Source organism: Pelatocladus sp. (assembly GCF_059505505.1).
In genome coordinates, this window is the sequence record NZ_JCACKS010000081.1 from 51,080 (window position 1) to 71,884 (window position 20,805).

At 40.2% G+C, this 20,805-nt stretch carries 17 protein-coding genes; 12 read left to right on the forward strand and 5 right to left on the reverse strand.

Features of this window, described 5'->3' with window-relative positions; all coding sequences use genetic code 11:
- Positions 1 to 102: 102 nt before the first annotated feature.
- Both bchM and nagA read right to left on the reverse strand, forming a co-directional pair.
- On the reverse strand, positions 103 to 789 hold the full coding sequence (gene bchM, locus AC5JMK_RS07630; protein WP_096675342.1) for a magnesium protoporphyrin IX methyltransferase: 687 nt from the start codon (positions 787 to 789) through the stop codon (positions 103 to 105).
- Positions 790 to 876: 87 nt separating this feature from the next.
- Complete coding sequence (nagA, locus tag AC5JMK_RS07635; protein WP_096675341.1) at positions 877 to 2,067, reverse strand: N-acetylglucosamine-6-phosphate deacetylase; 1,191 nt, start codon at positions 2,065 to 2,067, stop codon at positions 877 to 879.
- A 153-nt stretch (positions 2,068 to 2,220) separates the two neighbouring features.
- Between nagA and purE the strand changes: the two genes are divergently transcribed.
- Positions 2,221 to 2,739, forward strand: a complete 519-nt coding sequence (purE, locus tag AC5JMK_RS07640) for a 5-(carboxyamino)imidazole ribonucleotide mutase (protein WP_495909787.1) — start codon at positions 2,221 to 2,223, stop codon at positions 2,737 to 2,739.
- 1,039 nt (positions 2,740 to 3,778) lie between these two features.
- On the forward strand, positions 3,779 to 5,380 hold the full coding sequence (locus AC5JMK_RS07645) for an ammonium transporter (RefSeq protein ID WP_096675339.1): 1,602 nt from the start codon (positions 3,779 to 3,781) through the stop codon (positions 5,378 to 5,380).
- A gap of 176 nt (positions 5,381 to 5,556) precedes the next feature.
- On the opposite strand, the gene lepA is transcribed toward AC5JMK_RS07645, so the two are convergent.
- Complete coding sequence (gene lepA, locus AC5JMK_RS07650; protein WP_096675338.1) at positions 5,557 to 7,368, reverse strand: translation elongation factor 4; 1,812 nt, start codon at positions 7,366 to 7,368, stop codon at positions 5,557 to 5,559.
- 385 nt (positions 7,369 to 7,753) lie between these two features.
- Here lepA and AC5JMK_RS07655 point away from each other — a divergent pair, with 385 nt between their 5' ends.
- From AC5JMK_RS07655 to AC5JMK_RS07675, 5 genes are all read left to right on the forward strand, one after another.
- Positions 7,754 to 7,990 (forward strand): hypothetical protein, encoded by a 237-nt coding sequence (locus AC5JMK_RS07655; RefSeq protein WP_016858707.1) that lies wholly within the window; start codon positions 7,754 to 7,756, stop codon positions 7,988 to 7,990.
- Between the two features lie 335 nt (positions 7,991 to 8,325).
- Entirely contained in the window at positions 8,326 to 10,077 is a 1,752-nt protein-coding gene (locus AC5JMK_RS07660) for an ATP-binding protein (RefSeq protein WP_096675337.1), read from the forward strand.
- A 132-nt stretch (positions 10,078 to 10,209) separates the two neighbouring features.
- Positions 10,210 to 10,848: a DUF3386 domain-containing protein gene (locus AC5JMK_RS07665; RefSeq protein ID WP_495909788.1), complete on the forward strand. Its 639-nt coding sequence runs from the start codon at positions 10,210 to 10,212 to the stop codon at positions 10,846 to 10,848.
- Positions 10,849 to 11,094: 246 nt separating this feature from the next.
- Complete coding sequence (locus AC5JMK_RS07670) at positions 11,095 to 11,325, forward strand: NifU family protein (protein WP_096675335.1); 231 nt, start codon at positions 11,095 to 11,097, stop codon at positions 11,323 to 11,325.
- Between the two features lie 164 nt (positions 11,326 to 11,489).
- Positions 11,490 to 13,721, forward strand: coding sequence for a glycoside hydrolase family 57 protein (locus tag AC5JMK_RS07675; protein ID WP_096675334.1), 2,232 nt, complete (start codon positions 11,490 to 11,492; stop codon positions 13,719 to 13,721).
- A gap of 83 nt (positions 13,722 to 13,804) precedes the next feature.
- Here the strand turns inward: AC5JMK_RS07675 and AC5JMK_RS07680 are convergent, their stop codons facing one another.
- Positions 13,805 to 14,737 carry a polysaccharide deacetylase family protein gene (locus AC5JMK_RS07680; RefSeq protein ID WP_495909789.1) on the reverse strand — a complete coding sequence of 311 codons (933 nt, stop codon included), beginning with the start codon at positions 14,735 to 14,737 and terminating at the stop codon, positions 13,805 to 13,807.
- A 357-nt stretch (positions 14,738 to 15,094) separates the two neighbouring features.
- Between AC5JMK_RS07680 and mrdA the strand changes: the two genes are divergently transcribed.
- The 5 genes from mrdA (at position 15,095) to AC5JMK_RS07705 (ending at position 19,684) form a co-directional block, all read left to right on the forward strand.
- Positions 15,095 to 16,939 carry a penicillin-binding protein 2 gene (gene mrdA, locus AC5JMK_RS07685; RefSeq protein WP_096675332.1) on the forward strand — a complete coding sequence of 615 codons (1,845 nt, stop codon included), beginning with the start codon at positions 15,095 to 15,097 and terminating at the stop codon, positions 16,937 to 16,939.
- Between the two features lie 106 nt (positions 16,940 to 17,045).
- Entirely contained in the window at positions 17,046 to 17,597 is a 552-nt protein-coding gene (locus AC5JMK_RS07690) for a 1,2-dihydroxy-3-keto-5-methylthiopentene dioxygenase (protein ID WP_096675331.1), read from the forward strand.
- Between the two features lie 3 nt (positions 17,598 to 17,600).
- Positions 17,601 to 18,236: an HAD-IB family phosphatase gene (locus AC5JMK_RS07695; RefSeq protein ID WP_096675330.1), complete on the forward strand. Its 636-nt coding sequence runs from the start codon at positions 17,601 to 17,603 to the stop codon at positions 18,234 to 18,236.
- A 4-nt stretch (positions 18,237 to 18,240) separates the two neighbouring features.
- On the forward strand, positions 18,241 to 18,867 hold the full coding sequence (gene mtnB, locus AC5JMK_RS07700) for a methylthioribulose 1-phosphate dehydratase (protein ID WP_096675329.1): 627 nt from the start codon (positions 18,241 to 18,243) through the stop codon (positions 18,865 to 18,867).
- Positions 18,868 to 18,949: 82 nt separating this feature from the next.
- The gene (locus AC5JMK_RS07705) at positions 18,950 to 19,684 is read left to right on the forward strand and encodes a 2-phosphosulfolactate phosphatase family protein (protein WP_096675328.1); all 735 of its coding nucleotides are present in this window, start codon (positions 18,950 to 18,952) and stop codon (positions 19,682 to 19,684) included.
- A gap of 284 nt (positions 19,685 to 19,968) precedes the next feature.
- On the opposite strand, the gene AC5JMK_RS07710 is transcribed toward AC5JMK_RS07705, so the two are convergent.
- Positions 19,969 to 20,394 carry a hypothetical protein gene (locus tag AC5JMK_RS07710; protein WP_096675327.1) on the reverse strand — a complete coding sequence of 142 codons (426 nt, stop codon included), beginning with the start codon at positions 20,392 to 20,394 and terminating at the stop codon, positions 19,969 to 19,971.
- Between the last annotated feature and the right edge of the window lie 411 nt (positions 20,395 to 20,805).

A 20,805-nucleotide genomic window follows, 5' to 3' on the forward strand; every position in this document is an offset into this window, starting at 1 on the left:
TCCATACCAGTCATTTCCCATATGCTACAGCTGGTAAGCTAAAAACTAAACTGCCAATAATCACGCGACAAGATATGACTACATCTTGTCGCGATCTTAGCGTTACTTACGATTAGCTTCCAGTAGGCGGGAGAAATAAAAACGAGTACGTGTCATTGACTCTCGTTGCACAACAAAGCCGTTTTTCTCAAGGATCTTTAGAACGTCAGCTTCGCGGTGTAAATAAGCACGAGTCGCTTTACTTGGCCCCGGAAAGAAACTCCCAATTTTCTTGAGGATAGTCAAAGCACAGGTTTTGGGAGCAAAACTGAGAATTACTCGCGACTGTGCTAAAGAACAAAGATGAGAAATCATTGCATCTGCTTTTTCTTGGGGATAGTGGATCAGAACATCCAAGCAAATCACCGTATGGTAGTTACCACTGAGAGTTTCTAGATCTTGAACTGCAAAAGTCAGATTTTCTGGATTTGCTAAGGTTTGAGAAGCTCTTTGTTTGCCTTCTTCTACCATTTTCTCAGAAATGTCACTGGCATATATTTTTGCGCCTGCTTCTGCTAAAGGAATGCTGAGACTACCCACACCGCACCCAGCATCACAGATAGATAATCCTGCTAAATTATCATCTGCTTTTAGCCAGCCGATTACCTTATCTACGGTTTGCTGATGTCCATTGCGGATATCTAGCTGGACTTTGTTGACTTCGCCATCGCCATATATACGTCTCCAGCGATCAAAGCCTGTGGAATTGAAATATTCTTTAACAATGGTTTTATCGTCGGCTGCGTTCATGAAATTCAGTTATCGAAGAGTACCCAATCGTTAAAAGTAACATCTATCAGTTATCAGTTATTCAGTTATCTGTTATCATTTGACGAACTAATTGCTGAGTAATCTTTTCCAAGTTAGTTTTTTAGTTGCTTGATCAAATTGCCAGCGCAATAATTGGGTAGCAGAAGCACCAATTATACTTGCTGATAGACCGATCGCTTTTCTGGGTGCATCCGTAGCAAGGGCGATCGCCACTTCCATATCACATATTCCCCACTTCACCAAGTTTTGCACTCCGAGCAGCAAAGGTAAAGTTGTCCCTGATAAAGTCCCATCTGGTAGTCGTGCTGTACCGTCTTTCACTTCTATTTGTCGAGTATCCCAAGGATAAATCCCATCGGGTAAGCCCAAAGGTGACAAAGCATCGCTGACTAGAAAAAGTCCTTGATCATAATGACTAGCACGCAGTAATATATCGAGCATTGTAGGTGTAACATGTTGTCCATCAGCAATAAAACCACACATCACTTCAGGATGAGTAATTGCTGCACCTAATAATCCTGGTTCACGATGGTGTAATGGTGGCATAGCATTAAAAGCATGAGTCACCATCGTTGCACCCAATTTAAAAGCTTGTTGTGCTTTTGTTGCTGTCGCTTGTGAATGTCCTAAACTGACAGTGATGCCATTTGAACATAAATAAGGAATTACTTCACCCGTTGTATCTAACTCTGGCGCCAGAGTAATAACTTTGACAATATCAGCATAATCTCCTAACACCCGTTTGACTTCATCGATTGTCAAAGACAACAAGTACTCAGCTGGGTGTGCGCCGCGCTTGTTAAAATTTAAAAATGGCCCCTCTAGATGGACTCCGAAAATTGGAGATACGGGGAAAGTTGCCATAAACTCAGCAATAACCGCTAGCGATCGCTGAATATTTTCTACTGAAGTAGTCACCAAAGTTGGCAAAAAAGCATCTACTCCTGCATTCCACAAAAATTCGCATATTTTTGGCAATAAATCAGAATTTTCTGTTTTTAACTCCGGAAATGCTAAACCTAACGCCCCGTTAATTTGTAAATCAACACCACCGAGCGAAACCCAATCACCTGCAATATCCAACACTTGCAAATCGGGTGGTGGAAGTCTTTTAAAGACTATACCCATTGGCAAGATTTGTACAATTACGCCTTGGTAATTTACAACAATCATCTGCAAATCTTTGTAACCAGGCACTCGTGCGTTAATAATATCTATAGGACGGGGATCGGGAATCGGAGATTGAGGATTGGGCATCGGAATTTACAATTATTTCTGAGTTAGATTTTAGGGTGAATCACAAATTACGTAGATCAATGAGATGATAATCTCTACCAAAGAAAGCAGAGACTAAAGGCTAAAGGTTAGAGAAGATAAAAGTCAAAACAAAAATCCCCAATCCCCAATCCCATGACTCAATCTCTTGTCGGTATTATTATGGGCAGTGATTCCGATTTGCCTACCATGCAAGGTGCGATCGCTGTTTGTGAAGATTTTGGTGTTGCGGTTGAAGTTGCGATCGTCAGCGCTCATCGTACCCCAGAACGAATGGTGGAATATGCCCAGTCTGCTCATGAACGGGGTATTAAGGTAATTATTGCTGGTGCAGGTGGTGCGGCTCATCTCCCTGGTATGGTTGCATCTTTAACTGTGCTACCTGTGATTGGTGTTCCTGTACCTAGCCGTCATTTACAAGGAGTCGATTCTTTGTATTCTATTGTACAAATGCCTGCGGGAATTCCTGTCGCGACAGTAGCAATTGGTAATGCTACAAATGCTGGACTTTTAGCAGTACAAATTCTTGCTACTCAACAGCCGAAATTGCAAGAAAAAATCCAAAAATATCGTCAAAATTTGTCCGATTCGGTAATGACAAAGCAAGCTAAACTTGAGCAAATTGGATATCAGCAGTATTTAAAACAGATGTAATTATTTTTTATACTAAGTTTGAATTGATACGTTGCGTCAAAAAATAAAATCGGAAGCTCTTATCTTGCATCAGCTTTTCATCCCGCCAATCAATAAATTTATTGGCTAATAGCTAAAGTCAGATAAATCTGACTAAGAAAGTCTTTGAGCCTCAGAATTGATTCTGAGGCGGGATACGGGGTTGGTGCAAGATATCAGTTAAGAAAAATATTCATTTTCATAAACAGGTTAAAATTTTTTTATATTTCTTCAAGCTTTTGGTCTAGCTTAAGATCAAGATTGATACAGCTAAATAATCCAAGCTCTAAGACGGAAATTGACATATGTAGCGGTGGAGCAATCAAAATAAATTGTATTTAATGTTACAGATTTTTAGAAACTTAAGTTTAAAAATACACTATCTAACGAAATAATTGATTTCGTAATATCCACACAAATGTTTTATAGCTTTGATTTTATGCCATCTGTAAATATACTGTGTAGCTATAGTTCATAGCATTTTTTTTACAAGTTATAAGTGTAAGTTCTGTTAAAAAAATGACAAAAATGACAGGTATCAGAATCAGTCTCTTGATTTTATTTGGGTTAATTGTTGAGGCAAATATTTAAACTTCTTTAAAGTTTGGTGAGCTAAAGTTTACGGTAGATTGAGTAAATTTAACAAAAATATTGTTCATTGTTACTGTCATTTTAAATGAAATTTTTTGACAAAATTATGCTTATATAAACAAATTCTATTTTCTTTGAACACAAAAAATAAAGAGTCAGTGAAGGATACTTGACTATTGATGAAACTACATAATAATACTTTCTTAAGAATGTTCGTAGTATGACCAAAGTTTAGTTGCTACCTCTTGAATATAAATTCGGTTATTTGATTCTCATATTTATCAAAGACAGCTGGTAAAGCATTGAGAATCTGCAAGTTTTAAGAGAAACTTGTGTAATAACCAAAATATAAAAAAGCACTTGTTTAGCTTTGGGAGAGCGCTCTTTCTGCTTAACGTATTTTTCTCAGTTAACGACGGTTTAGAGCATGATGTTGAAGAACAAAAAAAAATCGACAGCAAAACATAGGCGACAGTCAACAAACTGGAACGTCAACAAAGCACAATCAAACTCAATTTTCAGTCAATTTTTATGGGTAATCAAGCGCTTGTCTCCCAGTTGGCAAGCTTGTATTCCCTTAGCTTGTTTAATTGTATTGGGTTGGGGTTATGTAGCAGTTGCCCAAGAAACACCTGCTGCTGCTGGCCCTACCACAGCCGAATTAAAGGTTGCAATTGACACTTTATGGGTAGCGATCGCAGCTTTTTTAGTGTTTTTCATGAACGCTGGTTTCGGTATGTTAGAAACTGGCTTTTGCCGTCAGAAAAACGCTGTGAATGTTCTCGCCAAAAATCTCATTGTATTTGCTCTTGCCACCGTTGCTTTTTGGGCAATTGGTTTTGGTTTGATGTTTGGCAATGGGAATGACTTTATTGGCTTGAATGGATTTTTCTTGCAAGGGGCTGATAACAGTCCTGCAACAGGAGACGCTTACAAAGGAGTATTTAACGCTCTCAGTTGGACTGGTGTTCCCCTAGCTGCTAAATTTTTATTCCAGCTAGTCTTTGCCGGAACCGCAGCAACAATTGTGTCTGGTGCTGTAGCTGAACGCATTAAGTTTGTTGACTTTCTCATTTTCAGCCTCTTACTTGTCGGTGTTTCCTACGCGATCACCGGACACTGGATTTGGGGTGCTGGCTGGTTAGCAGACAGAGGTTTTTGGGATTTTGCTGGTTCGACAGTGGTTCACTCCGTTGGTGGTTGGGCTGCTTTAATGGGAGCCGCATTGCTTGGGCCTCGTCTTGGTAAATATCAAGATGGACAAACTGTAGCCATTCCTGGTCACAACATGAGTATAGCCACCTTGGGCTGTTTGATTTTGTGGTTGGGCTGGTTTGGATTTAACCCTGGTTCCGTAATGGCTGCTGATCCCGGTGCGATCACCCACATTGCCTTGACTACTAACATGGCAGGTGCTGTCGGTGGTATTGCTGCTACAATCACAGCTTGGCTATACCTGGGTAAGCCAGACTTGTCAATGATTATCAATGGTGTTTTGGCTGGCTTGGTTGCTGTTACTGCACCTTGTGCTTACGTCACCATAGGCTACTCTTTCTTCATTGGTTTAATTGCTGGAGTGATCGTTGTTTTCGCTGTCACCTTTTTTGACAAAATCAAAATCGATGACCCTGTGGGAGCTATATCGGTACACCTAGTCTGCGGTATTTGGGGAACTCTAGCAGTTGGTCTGTTTGCTGTTGGTCCTGGTGTTTATTCCTGGTATGGTGAGGGACTTGGCCCAGCTAAAGGTCTATTTGCAGGTGGTGGCTTAGGTCAGTTCTTCACCCAGCTACTTGGTGTTGTTTCCGTAGGCGGTATGACCGTTCTTCTTAGTACAATCTTCTTCTTGGTACTTAAGGCTACTTTAGGTATCAGAGTCACTCGTGAAGAAGAGATAGAAGGTCTAGACATCGGCGAACACGGAATGGAAGCCTACAGTGGATTTGTGAAAGAGGCAGATGCTGGCAGATTTGGTGAGCCAAGTAGCCACAGAGGAGTTTCGCCATCAGGAGATTTACCTACAACCTTGTAGTTGTAAATTTAGGTGAGTTTGACGAAATTTCAACCCAACCCCCAGTAAATTTGCTGTTCACAAAGGGGTTGGTTTTTTATTTGGGTGATGTAGAGACACGAAATTTCGCGTCTCTACAAATTTATATGTATCGTAATTAACGTGAAATGGTATTAGCGGTAGAAAAATTTGGTAGATTACTGCTGATCCAAACGCAGCACCGCCATAAAAGCTTCTTGCGGAACATCAACTGTACCCACAGCTTTCATCCGTTTTTTACCTTTAGCTTGCTTCTGTAACAGTTTTTTCTTCCGACTGATGTCACCACCATAGCACTTAGCAAGTACGTCTTTTCGTAAGGCGGGAATGTGTTCGCTGGCGATAACTTTACTACCAATAGAAGCTTGAATTGGTACTTTGAATTGATGACGAGGGATGAGTTCTTTTAACTTCTCAGCCATCGATCGCCCAACACCATAAGCTTTATCACGGTGGACAATCATTGCTAAAGAATCAACTGGCTCGCCGTTGATCATGATATCCAACTTCACCAAAGGATTTTCACGGTAGCCAATCAGGTTATATTCCATACTCGCATAACCACGCGATCGCGATTTCATCTGATCAAAAAAGTCAGTGACGACTTCTGCTAAAGGTAATTCGTAAGTCAGCGTTGTACGTCCTTGGGTGAGATACTTCATATCTTTAAATACACCACGTCGGTTTTGTGATAACTCCATCAGAGTACCGACATAAATTTCTGGTGTAATCATTTCTACTTTGACGTAGGGTTCTTCTATTTTTTCCCGTTCGTTGGGAGAGGGTAAATGACTAGGGTTATCGATGTAGAGTACTTCGCCTTTAATGGTGGTAACTCGGTAAACTACTGAGGGGGCAGTAATAATTAAGTCTAGATTGTATTCTCGTTCTAGGCGTTCTTGCACAATTTCCATGTGCAGCAATCCCAGAAAACCGCAACGGAAACCAAAACCCATGGCGCTGGAAGTTTCTGGTTCGTAGTGCAGCGCTGCGTCATTGAGTTTCAGCTTCTCTAATGCTTCCCGCAAATCTTCAAATTGATCTGCATCAATGGGAAACATGCCACAGAATACCATCGGATTTGCTTCTTTGTACCCAGATAAAGGATCAACAGCCTTAGCGTTTGTTAGGGTAATAGTATCACCGACACGGGCATCAGCCACAGCTTTAATCGCAGCTGCCAAGTAACCTACCTCTCCGGCGTGTAAGTCAGCAACTTGCTTTTGGGTGGGAGAAAGTACACCTAACTCATCAATTTCGTATTCCTTACCAGACGCCATTAAGTAGATGCGATCGCCTTTCTTCAAATTTCCATCCATCACCCGGAAATATACAATCACACCCCGGTAGCTATCATAGTAGCTATCAAAAATCAATGCCCTTAAAGATTCATTTACTGTATTTCGTGGTGGTGGAACACGCTCTACGATCGCTTCTAAAATTTCATCAACACCAATTCCCTCTTTGGCAGAAGCCAGAATCGCACCACTACAATCCAAGCCGATAATTTCTTCGATTTCTCCAATTACTCTATCTGGTTCTGCTCCCGGTAAGTCAATTTTATTCAACACCGGGATAATTTCTAGGTTATGTTCTAGTGCCAAATAAACATTTGCCAAGGTTTGTGCTTCTACACCTTGGGAAGCATCTACTACCAACAATGCGCCTTCGCAAGCTGCTAGACTTCGAGACACTTCATAAGAAAAATCCACATGGCCGGGGGTATCAATTAAATTCAATACGTACTGCTCACCATCTTTGGCCGTGTAGTTCATCCGAGCTGCTTGCAGCTTGATGGTAATGCCGCGCTCCCGTTCCAGATCCATATTGTCGAGGAACTGTTCTTTCATGAGTCGGTTGTCCACCGTGCCAGTGACTTGCAGCAAGCGGTCAGCAAGCGTAGATTTGCCGTGATCAATGTGAGCAATAATACAAAAATTCCGAATACGAGCTGCGGGAACGTCAGTCATAATACTTTTTTGCTTTAGCAGCAACCAAGGTTAAACAGCAATATACTTAACGTATTTTAATGGTTTCTTCGCTCAGACGGTGCGAGACAAAACAATTCAAAATTCAAAATACCCTTCGGGAACGCCAAGGGCGTACAAAATTCACGCATTGGGAAGACAGACAAGGGGGAATCTCTGTTTCCTGTTCCCCAATCCCCAACCACTAACATTGACAAAATATGAAGGTCTATCTATAGCATCTGGTATTGATCGGTTGGGAGCGTACAATAAACATCTAGAACTGCAAAATGCAGACAACAAAAGCTAGATTGTAAATCACAATCGTCCGGAGCCGAAAAAAGCTTTTCACAAAGCCTTTGACAAACGAATTGAGAGTATATTAACTATGAATATGAAAGATAAAATTACCGATGCGGAAGAATCTCCAACCGATAAGGTAGAAATAGCAGTTCGTCTAGACTCCGAGTTGGTGGAGCAAATTCGCCATTTAACCAACGACCCCAGTAAAGTAATTGAAGTGGCAATTCGTCAGTGGTTGCGAGGTGAAGTTCCCAGAGATGATGAACTCACACGCACTCCCCGGCGGATGCCAGTACCACCACGAGGCGAATGGAATGATTAGTAGAATTAGGCAGTCCCAATGAAGTGATATTCACCGCCAACTACGAAAAAAATTTTTCTTACACCCTTACACCCTTTTTCAAGCTAAAAGGCTAGAAAGCTGAATACGTGAGCTTTTTAACCTTTTAAATTAGATAATTATTTATACCTAACAAAATTAGGTAATGAAAATAACTGTTTAGCGAGGATTAAAAGGTGTAGATTTTCTTAAATTGTCTGTTCTCAGCCAAAAAATTACTAATCAAAAGTGCTAAAGCTGTAAAAATTTATGCCAAGCTATAAGCAGCTTCAGCAAAAAAAATTTTTGGGTTGCCATTTGTCTATCCAACTCGAGTCATGAGTATTGCTGCTAATTCCCAACAGCCGAATTCTGTGTCTGAGCATCTGGAAACGATTACCAGTAACACTAATGGCTCATCAGCCAATTTAAGAGCAGAGTTAGTGTACACGCAAGATGGCACAGGGCGGTATCTTTCCTTTGATTGGCAATATTGCCAAAGGTTCGGTATTGATCCTCAGCAAATAGTTGTTGATGCCAAAGTCGATGTGGTTTTTGTTCCAGTAGATAGAGTTGCTTACTTAGAACAGTTGCAGCGCATACTCACAACTTTGGTGCCAGAAAAATGTCAATGCTGGTTTCGCTATCAAGAGCATTTGATTGAGTTGGAGTTAATCATTAGTCCAATTTTGCCGACATTGGGTAATCCCGCGATCGCTGTTTTGGTCATGGGACGACTACTACAAGCCACAGTCAGCGAAACAGCAATTGACGTGAGAAAACAAAGCGCCACAGAATTAGAATTAGTCTTACGTTCGCGACAACATCAACAATTAGTCACCCAAATTACCAGAAATATTCGCCGCACTCTTAACTTAGATGTGATTTGGCAACAAACTGTTGACAGTTTAGGTGAACTGCTACAACTAAAGCGTTCGATTATCTGTCCATATAAACCATCAAATAACAAGCTCAAGGTCATAGCAGAGTATCACCAGCCAGCATTAAACTCTGTATTGGGATTAGAAGTGGATATCGCTTGCGAGCCAGCATTTGCTAGAGCTTTGACAACCTTAGAACCAATTTTAGAACAGAATCCGAAACATCCACTCTTTGAGCAGGAAACAATGTTGGTAGTAGCAACCTGCTATCAAAATCAGCCGAACGGATTGATTGCTGTGACTGTGTGTGATAAATGTTACGGTATGACAGCCACAGAATTTGAACTAGCAAAAGAAGTGGCAGATCAGTTAGGTACAGCGATCGCTCATGCAACTTTGTATCAAGAATTAGCAGCCGCAAGCCAAGAAGCAGAAGAAGCTTCTCGCCTCAAAAGTGAGTTTCTCGCTAATGTTTCCCATGAAATTAGAACGCCACTCAATGGTATAATTGGCTTTTTGAAATTGATTTTGGACGGAATGGCTGACGATCCAGAGGAACAAAAGCAATTTATTCTGGAGGCTCATAAATCATCACTACACCTGCTTGATGTTATCAGTGACATCTTAGACTTTGCCAAAATCGAAGCAGGCAGAATGGAACTGGAATTAGTACCAGTAAGTCTTGCAGAACTCTTCAGTGACGTAGGTAACTTTATGCGCCTGCAAGCAGAACAAAGAAAGTTGAGCTTCCAGATGTATTTGCCAGATACATCAGATGATATTCTTGTTCATGGTGACTATCAACGCCTCAAACAAGTAATGCTGAACTTAGTTGGCAATGCCATTAAATTTACCCAAGAAGGTGGTGTCACCGTCAACGCCGATGTAGTTCGTAAAAAAGTCATATTTCAAGACCAAGAATTCCCCGGCATGGTAAAAGTGCGAGTGGCAGATACTGGTATTGGCGTTTCTCTAGATCAACAAGACAAACTGTTTCAACTATTTTCACAAGTAGATGGTTCTCGTACTCGTCAATATGGTGGTACAGGTCTAGGACTAGTTATCTCTCAAAAACTTGTAGAGGCTATGGGTGGAGAAGTCCATTTTTATAGTTTGGGTGAAGGACTTGGCTCCACAGTAACTTTCAATGTGCCACTATATCAACAACCTGTCATGGTTTCCTCAAGTGAAAGTAGTTCACAAGAATAGTTATTTAGTCACTGGTCACTGGTCACTGGTCATTAGTAAAAAACTTTTCACAAATGACAAATGACAAATGACAAATGACAAATGACTAATCACACTAGATTAAACTGAGAAAAGTGAAGTCAATGTGGTGGTATGACAGCTCCAAACAAAGCCCGCGAGTTATTCCAGACTGCTTACGAAAGCCGTTACACTTGGGACACAAATTTTCCTGGTTATAGTGCAGATGTAAAAGTAGTGCAGGGTGCGGAGATTTATACAGGTCAGATTCACATTAACCACGACATGAGTATAGAGGTTACGGGAGTCACTGATCAGCAAGTGGCAGAAGGTATTTACACCCAATTACAGGATATGGTCACTCACCGCCAACGTAATCCTTTTGAAGAATCTCACGGCAATAACGAGTTTGTTTTAGGTGAAACAGACAATACCAATGCAGTAGAAATTCTGGTCAAAGGTGAGTCGATGGATTCTATTTATAAAATCCAGAACAAGCAAGTTTGTCAAGTCAACCGGGTCATGGGTCGTATGGCTTTTGTAATTGATACTTATAAAAGTTTGGATACAGGTGAAGGCTATATTCCCACTTGCTATGATGCCACTTTCCGCAACACCCAAACCAACACAGTCACCAGCATTTTGAAGTTTGAAGATACCTATGAGAAAATAGGCAACTACTACATCATGACCAAGCAAGTTGTGCAAGAGTATATAGATAACAAAAATACTACCAACACTGAATTTAATTACTCAAATATTGTTCTTGGTTAGTAGTTGGTCAATGGGGATTGGGGATTGGGGAAGGTAGGGGTCCCCTGGAGGGGATAAGGGGTAATGGGGATTGGGGATTAGTTATTATTCTCCGCGCGTCCTCCCTGCTCCTTTGTTCCCCGTTCCCTTGTCCCCGATCCCTGATCCCCAATCCCTCTTCTGACTTCCCACACCCTCCTTGTACTAGGATGTAGTTAACAAATATAGAAAATAAATATTTTCTGTTCATAAAAGAGGTCTGAAAAAATGGAACTGACTCCTGACAACGTAGAAACTGTATTGGATGAAATGCGTCCTTATCTGATATCTGATGGTGGTAACGTAGAACTTGTAGAACTCGACGGTCCCATTGTGAAACTGCGTTTACAAGGCGCTTGTGGTTCTTGCCCAAGTTCCACAATGACCTTGAGAATGGGTATTGAACGTCGTCTCAAAGAAATGATTCCCGAAATTGCAGAAGTAGAACAAATTATTTAGGAATGGGTAATGGGTAATGGGTAATTGAGATACTGATAATTTTCCCATGCCCAATCCCCATTACCCCTTATCCCCTCCAGGGGACCCCTACCTTCCCCAATCCCCGATGTCCGATGCCTGATCCCTGATCCCTGATCCCCGATCCCCGATCCCCAACTAAGCCTATGTCTCATCCCCTGTACATCGCTTTTATCTGGCATCAACATCAGCCACTGTATAAATCTCGCAGCAGTGTTTCGCTTTCTTTCTCCCAGCATTACCGCTTGCCTTGGGTGCGTCTGCACGGTACAAAAGATTATCTGGATTTAGTACTGTTGTTAGAAAAGTATCCTAAATTACATCAAGCGGTGAATTTAGTACCATCGCTGATCTTGCAGTTAGAAGATTATATCTCAGGTACAGCTTTTGATCCTTACCTAGAAGCTAGTCTGACACCCACAGAACAACTAACTCAGCAACAACAAGAATTTATCATCCAGCACTTTTTTGACGCCAATCATCATACGATGATTGATCCTCATCCCCGCTACAGTGAGTTGTATAGCCAAAAGCAAGAAAAAGGAGAAGCTTGGTGTTTAGCAAATTGGCAAACACAAGATTATAGTGATTTATTAGCTTGGCACAATCTGGCTTGGATTGATCCTTTGTTTTGGGAAGATCCAGAAATTGATGCTTGGTTAAAACAAGGTCGAAATTTTACTTTAAGCGATCGCCAGCGCATTTATTCCAAACAACGAGATATTATTGCTCGCATTATCCCACAGCACCGGAAAATGCAAGAAACAGGGCAAATTGAAGTATTAACTTCGCCCTATACTCATCCGATTTTACCCTTACTTGCCGATACAGATTCCGGAAGAGTTGCTGTACCAAATATGACTCTGCCCCACTATAGATTTCAGTGGGCAGAAGATATTCCCCGACATTTACAAAAAGCTTGGGATTTATATATAGATAGGTTTGGACAAGAACCTCGTGGTTTATGGCCATCGGAACAATCAGTTAGTCCCGAAGTTTTACCGTATATTAGCAAACAAGGTTTTAAGTGGATTTGCTCAGATGAAGCTGTCTTGGGATGGACACTGCGGCACTTTTTCCACCGTGACGGCGCGGGAAATGTCCAACAACCAGATTTATTGTATCGACCATATCGCCTAGAAACTCCTGCGGGTGATTTGGCGATCGTCTTTCGTGACCACAGATTATCAGATTTAATTGGCTTTACCTATGGTTCCATGACACCTAAGCAAGCAGCAGCTGACTTGGTGGGACACCTGCAAGCGATCGCCAGAATGCAAAGAGAACACCAAAGTGAACAACCTTGGTTAGTCACCATTGCTTTGGACGGTGAAAACTGCTGGGAATTTTATTCCCAAGATGGTAAACCTTTCTTAGAATCTTTGTATGCAAACTTAGAACGAGAACCACATCTCAAACTCGTCACTGTCTCAGAATTTCTCGAACAGTATCCACCAACAGCAACTATTCCCGCAAACAAACTACACAGTGGTTCTTGGGTAGATGGTAGTTTTACTACTTGGATCGGCGATCCTGCCAAAAATCGTGCTTGGGACTACTTGACTCACGCACGGGCTACTTTAGCAAATCATCCAGAAGCAACCGAAGAAAATAACCCAGTAGCTTGGGAAGCATTGTACGCAGCAGAAGGTTCTGATTGGTTTTGGTGGTTTGGTGAAGGCCATTCTTCTAACCAAGATGCCATTTTCGATCAATTATTTCGAGAACATCTGTGCAGCATTTACCAAGCTTTAAATGAACCCATACCTGCTTACTTACGTCACCCCGTAGAAGTCCACGCCGCACGCATGGATCATCGCCCAGAAAGCTTTATTCATCCCAGCATCGATGGTAAGGGAGATGAACAAGACTGGGATAAAGCTGGACGTATCGAAATCGGTGGTTCACGCGGAACTATGCACAACAGCAGCGTTGTTCAACGCCTGTGGTATGGAGTGGATCACTTGAATTTTTATCTGAGGCTAGACTTAAAAACAGGAACTCAACCAGGACAGGATTTACCACCAGAATTGAATTTGCTGTGGTTTTATCCTGACAGAACAATGCACAATAGCCCTGTTCCCTTAGCGGAAGTTCCAGATGTCGCGCCAGTTAATTATCTTTTTCATCATCATTTAGAAATCAATTTGTTGACCCAATCGCTTCAATTTCAAGAAGCAGGGGAAGATTATCAATGGTATTCTCGTACTAGCCGGGGTCAAGTTGCTTTAGACCGTTGTTTAGAAATTGCAGTACCTTGGGCTGATTTGCAAGTCCCACCAGATTATACACTGCACCTAATTTTAGCGTTTGCAGATGAAGGTCGTTTTTGCAATTATCTACCGGAGAATACTTTGATTTCGATTGAAGTACCTTAATCAGTTATCAGTTACTCAGTTATCAGTGATCAAATGAAACTGGTCACTGTTAACATATAAATTGAAATTTGATAAAGATACTATTATTTGAATGTTGTTTTTTCTGGCTTCTCTTTTATAGATAAAAGTTTTATTGATTTTTGATTAAACTTTGTATCGAATTTTTCAATCAATCTTATCACTGATTCTTGTCGATTAACTGTTAATCGAGATATTTCATAGTAATTTTTCAAAAGATTGCGATTCAAAAGTTGATTATTATACAAATAACCAGATAAATAATATTTGGCTACATATTTTTTTACTCTTGGATTATAAGCACCAAAAGGATAGGCAAAATGCGAAGCTACTTTTTGCTCTGGGTCTAAATCATGGGTGCATTTTCTCAGTTCATTCTGAGATTGCAATAATTCCTGAATCAATTTTTTATCGCTCAGTTTTGTTAAGTCTTTATGATTTAACCCATGAGATTGAATATCGTAGAAACCTTGTTGTAAGCCTTCTCTTAATTCTTCACATCCTAAATTAGGAGAATTAATACTATTTTTATTCGCTAAAGTCCCTGGATTTATAAATAAAACTACTTTTACTTTCTTACTATATTTTTTTTCTAGTCGTTTTAAGATAGGCAGCAAATTTGTATATACTGTTTTATATCCATCATCAAAAGAAAGCATGATGGGCTTTCTTTTTTTTAATATCTGAGAAATATTTGGATTTTGACTTGATAAAATATTATATAAATCTTGTGAACTTAAAAACCAGTAATCATTAATAATTAAATATTCTAAAATTTTTTCTAAGTCTTTTCGTGAATAATGTATTCTATCTTGAACAATGTGAGTAACAGAGTTTTGATTAGTAATTACTCCATGAAATCCTAATATCGGAATCAGACTCGCAGTATCCTGAGAAATAAAAATTAATATTATAAGTATAAATATTATAGATAAACTGAGAGGGAAATTTCTATTTTTGGGAGGATTAAACACTTGATAATTTTTGCCGTCACTCATGTTGTCTATTATATTTTTATATCTGTATTACCTTACTAATATCAAGGCTCAAATTCTATCGATCATTTCTAATTTGACCAATAATTCTTCCCAGGCTACAATCTCGCAGATGACATAAATGGAGTCAATCCCATTTTTCATAGAGGCGATCGCGACTTCAAGGAAAAGTAATCTAAAATCTCAAATTGTCTGATCAAGCATCAGGGACTTGGAAACAAAGATGTTCTATAACATTTGTCAAAAGTAATCAATTAACCTTATCTTTTTGTAACTAAACAAATTAATATAGTTTATTGACTTCCATACTGAAGTCGTATTCGGTTTATTCTATACCAAAATAAATTAAAATTTATTAGTATGTCCCTATTACAATCTCCTCTAGCAAGCAATCATAAACAATCACGTACCGTTGGACGAGGTATCCAGTCTATATTTTTGATTGTGTTTACCTTGTTGTTGACAAAAGGTATTCTGGCGCGGTTAGTGTATTTGCAAATTGTTCAAGGCCCTTCTCTGCGAGAACGAGCCGAGTCTAATCGAATTCGGCTTTTACACAAACAACCAGAAAGAGGTAATATTTTTGACCGAAATGGCAAGCTTTTAGCTACTACGCGCTATCCTCATTCTGTATATTTGTGGCCGATGGCTCACAAGAAAAATGATTCTTGGTCAAAAATAGGAACGCGTTTATCTGAGATTCTTAACATTCCGCTAAATGAAATAGAAAAGAAACTCGAAGAAGCAGAGAAAGACCCTAATTATTCAGGACTAGTACGGATTAAACGCGATTTAAGCTTAGATGAAATTACTGCCTTAAAAGAGTATGAAAGCGAACTAAGTAAAGTAGAAATACATACGGATGCAGTTCGTTATTATCCACATGGCAAAGAATTTGCTCATGTATTGGGTTATACTCGTGAACTGACTCGTGAACAATTAGAACAAAAGAGAGACGAAGGCTACCGTCTCAGAGATGTAATTGGTCAAATGGGAGTAGAAAAAGCTTATGAGAACTTGCTTCGGGGTGAATGGGGTGGTCAGCAATTGGAAGTAGATGGTAGTGGTCGTCCATTGCGGATTATAGGACAAAAACAGGTAAAAGCTGGTGAGGATCTGCGTTTGACCTTAGATGCGGATTTGCAAATAGCAGCAGAAAAAGCTTTAGGCGATCGCAATGGTACTATCATCGCCATGAATCCTCACAACGGCGCTGTCTTAGCAATGGTGTCTCATCCCACCTTTGACCCCAATGTTTTCTCTAAACCAAAAGCTTCTCAAAAAGAATTACAACAAATCTTGTTAGGTGCAGACCATCCCTTACTCAATCGCGCTTTGAGAGCCTACCCTCCAGCAAGTACATTTAAAATTGTCACCACTACTGCGGGATTAGAGTCGGGTGAATTTTCTCCAGGTACGGTGCTAGCAACCTATGGTTCTCTCAACTTTGGCGGTACTCGCTTTAATGAGTGGAATCATGCGGGATTTGGATCAGTAGGATTTGCACGAGCGATCGCCATGAGTAGCGATACCTTTTTCTACCAAATTGGTGCGAGACTTGGTGGCCCTACTTTAATTGAATGGACACGTAAATATGGTTTTGGCAAAAAAACCGGATTTGAATTCACCTCAGAGGAATCAAAAGGTTTTGTTCCAGATGAAACGTGGAAACAGAAAACCTGGAAAATGCCTTGGACTGTAGGCGATTCTGTAAATATGTCAATTGGTCAAGGAGCGCTACTCGCCACACCTCTGCAAGTCGGTGTCATGTTTGCTGTACCTGCTAATGGTGGTTATAGAGTTCAACCGCATTTACTTGAAGACAACAAGCAAGCAAAAAGTTGGCGTGAACCAGTCAATATAAAACCCTCCACAGTCCAAGTTCTTCAAGATGGACTACGTCAGGTAGTAAGTGAAGGTACAGGGAAAGCGCTAAATGTTCCAACTCTTCCTCCTGTCGCTGGTAAAACAGGAACTGCTGAAGCTTGGTTACGTCATGGTGTCAAAGCCAATCATGCATGGTTTGGTGGTTATGCTCCAGCAGATAAACCAGAAATTTTGGTTGTCACATTTGCAGAACATTCCGGTGGTGGTGGTGGTAGTGTGGCAGGGCCGATGGCATTACAAGTGATGGAAAATTATTTTCACAAGAAATATCCAGGTAAATACAATAAGTCTGAGGTCAAGAAATTAGAAAATAATTAAAAAGTCGAATCCTAAAACTTTGTAACTTCCGAATTCCGAATTGATTTAAGAATATCTCTCTGAGCCACTAGAATTAGCGTATAATATCTCATGCAGGAGGTAAACTATGGCGAGATTAAAATTAGAAGACGGCAAAGTATATACTGACCTCAAAAATATTTCTCGCGAATTAGCATCCCTTAATATTCAACTCGATTATTGGTCTGTAGGAGAAGATCCCCAATTACACGAACTATTAACAAAAGATAGTCTTAACGAAGACGAAAAAGAACAAGTATTAGTCGCTTTAGATCAATATTTTGACGAGTTGCAACAAACAGCAGGCTATCAATCCCGTGACTTAATTGTTCTTCATCCAGAAACTCCCAACTTGAATGAACTGCTAGCAACGTTTGACAAGATTCATACTCATGCAGATGATGAAGTGCGTTACGTAGTGGCGGGAGAAGGTATTTTTGGCTTTGTCCGTCCCGATGGTAGTCAGGTAGAATTGACGGTACAACCACAAGAATATATCAATGTGCCTGCTGGGACAGAACACTGGTTTTATCTCACATCAGAGCGGCGAGTGAAAGCAGTACGTTATTTCACCAACACAGAAGGTTGGGTTCCTCAGTATACAGGTACACCAATTCACAAGCGTCAGGTCGTTGCTTAGAAAATGAAACGTATCGTTTTTTGCGACTTTGACGGTACTATTACGGTATCAGAAACCTTTGTGGCAGTGCTGAAGCATTTTTCGCCTCAGCTTTCTGCCCAATTGATACCAGAAATGTACGCACAGCGATTAACATTACGGGAAGGAGTCAAGCGGATTTTAGAATCAATTCCTGCTTCCCGTTACCCCGAAATTTTGGAATTTACTCGTAAACAACCTATTCGTTCGGGGTTTACAGAATTACTAGATTTTTTGGATACACAGGAAGTACCTTTGGTCGTAGTTTCTGGCGGACTGCGGGGTATGGTGGAAGTTGTTTTAGAAGAACTATTACCACGAATTCATGCGATCCACGCGGTTGATATTGATATAACTAGTGAGTACTTGCAGGTAAATTCTGAGTTTGAAGGCGGGACAGAATTAGTTGCAAAAGTGCAAGTGATGGAAAAGTATCCAGCAGATGAGAAAATAGCTATTGGTGATTCGATTACTGATTTAAATATGGCGTTAGCAACACCGATAATTTTTGCTCGCGATCGCCTAGCCTATTATTTAGAAAAAAATCAAAAACCCTACATTCTCTGGCAAGACTTTATAGAAGTGCGCGACAAACTAGCACAATTATGGAATTCTGTCTAGGACAATGAACAGCCCAACCCTAAATGATGCTCGTCTGGAGTTAATTAACGCCGCCCGTCACTTTTACCAACAGGGTTGGATGCTGGGAACAGCAGGTAATCTCTCAGCACGTCTATCTGATAGTAGCTTCTGGATTACCGCTAGCGGCAAGTCGAAAGGAGAATTAGTCATCGATGACTTTGTACGGATTTATCCAGATGGGAGGGTAGAACAACCCACAGAAGACTCTAAACCTAGTGCTGAGACTGCTATTCACCAGGTTATTTATGATCTTTTTCCGGAATCCAAAAGTTGCTATCATATCCACTCGATAGAAGCAAATCTGGTTTCTCGGTTTGTAAAGACAGATTCTTTACCTTTACCACCACTAGAAATGCTCAAAGGACTTGGGGTATGGAAAGAAAACCCTGATTGCGTTATACCTATATTTGCTAATCATTTACACGTACAACAGATTGCGAATGAAATCAAAGCAAGATTTAGCAAGACAACCCCACAATTACCAACCCTACTTATCCGTGATCACGGTGTCACAGTCTGGGGTTCTTCCTCAGTAGAAGCTCGTAACTATATTGAGTTGGTAGAATACATCTTCCGTTATATGGTTGCAGTGCGGCAGGTTTTTGATTGAGAGTTAGCCATTGACTTGACAAAGCACAAAAAACTAGAGTGAATGTGATATCGGCAGTCTCAAATCAGGTGTAACTCAACGCGTGAAGCTATTCATTTACCATACTCCGGAATCGACTCCAGTGGATAAAGTGCCAGAATGTGCGATCGCAGTTGACGTACTGCGAGCCACTACTACAATGGCAACAGTTTTGGCTGCTGGTGGTGAAGCAGTCCAGGTGTTCAGCGATTTAGATCAACTTATACAAGTTAGTGAATCTTGGCCAATCGAAAAACGACTACGAGCTGGAGAACGTGGCGGAGCCAAAGTTCCTGACTTCGATTTGGGTAATTCTCCTCTTGATTGTACTCCACACACAGTAGAAGGAAAGCGCTTATTTATCAGTACTACTAATGGTACTAGGACTTTACAACGAATCCAAGACGCTAAAACTGTGATTGCAGCAGCATTTATCAACCGTGGTGCAGTGGTGAAATTTGTTTTAGAAAAGCAACCAGAAACAGTTTGGATTGTTGGTTCTGGTTGGGAAGGTAGTTTTTCTCTAGAAGATACTGCCTGTGCAGGTGCGATCGCTCATGCTATCTTACAAACAACTAACTTATCAGCTGATGAAATTGCAGGTAATGATGAAGTTATCAATGCGATCGCCCTTTATTCTCAGTGGCAAGATAATTTATTAGAATTATTCCATCATGCCAGTCATGGCAAACGTTTATTACGTCTGGAGTGTCATGAAGACTTAAAATATTGTTCTCAATCTGATACTTTAGATGTCTTGCCTATACAGAAAGAACCAGGCGTTTTAAAAAAATACTAAATATTCAGTTATCAGTTATCAAATGATGACTGATGACTGAACCTAACTTGAAAATACTTGGTGACTTTGTGCCTTGGTGGTAAGAAACTATTAAACCACTAAGATACCAAGACACAAAGAATTTTGGTATTGCTGATTTCATGTATGAAAATGATTTTGCATAATGCCAAAATCTTTGTAGAGACACGATATATCGTGTCTCTACATTCAGATTCATACCGCATTCAGCAACGCCAGAATTTTTATATGTTATTGCGTACGTAGTTCATGTTGGCTACTTTGAGTTAAGATTTTGGTTTTAGCAAGGGATACACACCAACAGCAAGACTGATAAATCCAATTACAATCCACCATGTGTCATTTTGCTCGACCTGCAAAGATGACTGTTCGCTGTTTCTGACAAAGTTATTGATTTGGGATGCGATCGCTCGCTGCTGATTTTCATTAGCGTAACTTGTAAAGGAAGAAAATGACACTTCGCTGTTACTAGTATTGATCACGACTTTAGATGATTCGTCGTTCTTGGGGCTATAAAATTTAGCACCTCGTAATTTATTCACTGGCAATTCTTTTTCTTCCGACCATAAAAAACCGGAACGTACTAACTTACATGATCCCTGCTTTTCAGTACGAGTACAAGTAAGTTTATTTGATTGTGCAAAGGAAATTAAAATAATCCCTAGTATGATAAAGCCGAGCCTCAGTTTCAATTTTCCCTCCCAACTAACATTTAAGTCAGTGATACCTATACTTAGAGAACACTGTAGTTTATCGGTGATAAACTAAAAATTCCATACCAAGTTTCTGGATAAAAATTAGTAATTTTTATCCTAGGAAATATTATTCAGTGGTCAAGAATAACCACTGATAAAGTTTGTAATGAGATAGCTTATGAGCTATATTCTATGTTTTTGAAACTTCGTTGTCAGCCCGAAATTATACAATTTTGGTTATGAATTGTAGATGATTATTGTTTATCCTTTTTTTGCAAAATAATACAAGGGGTAGCAGACAGAAACTATACGCTGCAAAGAAAATAAACTTTCGTTCTACATTGCCAATTTTACAACCCACATTCCGCACTTCAAAATGTAGCGCAAGAGATTACATGGTGATTCCTG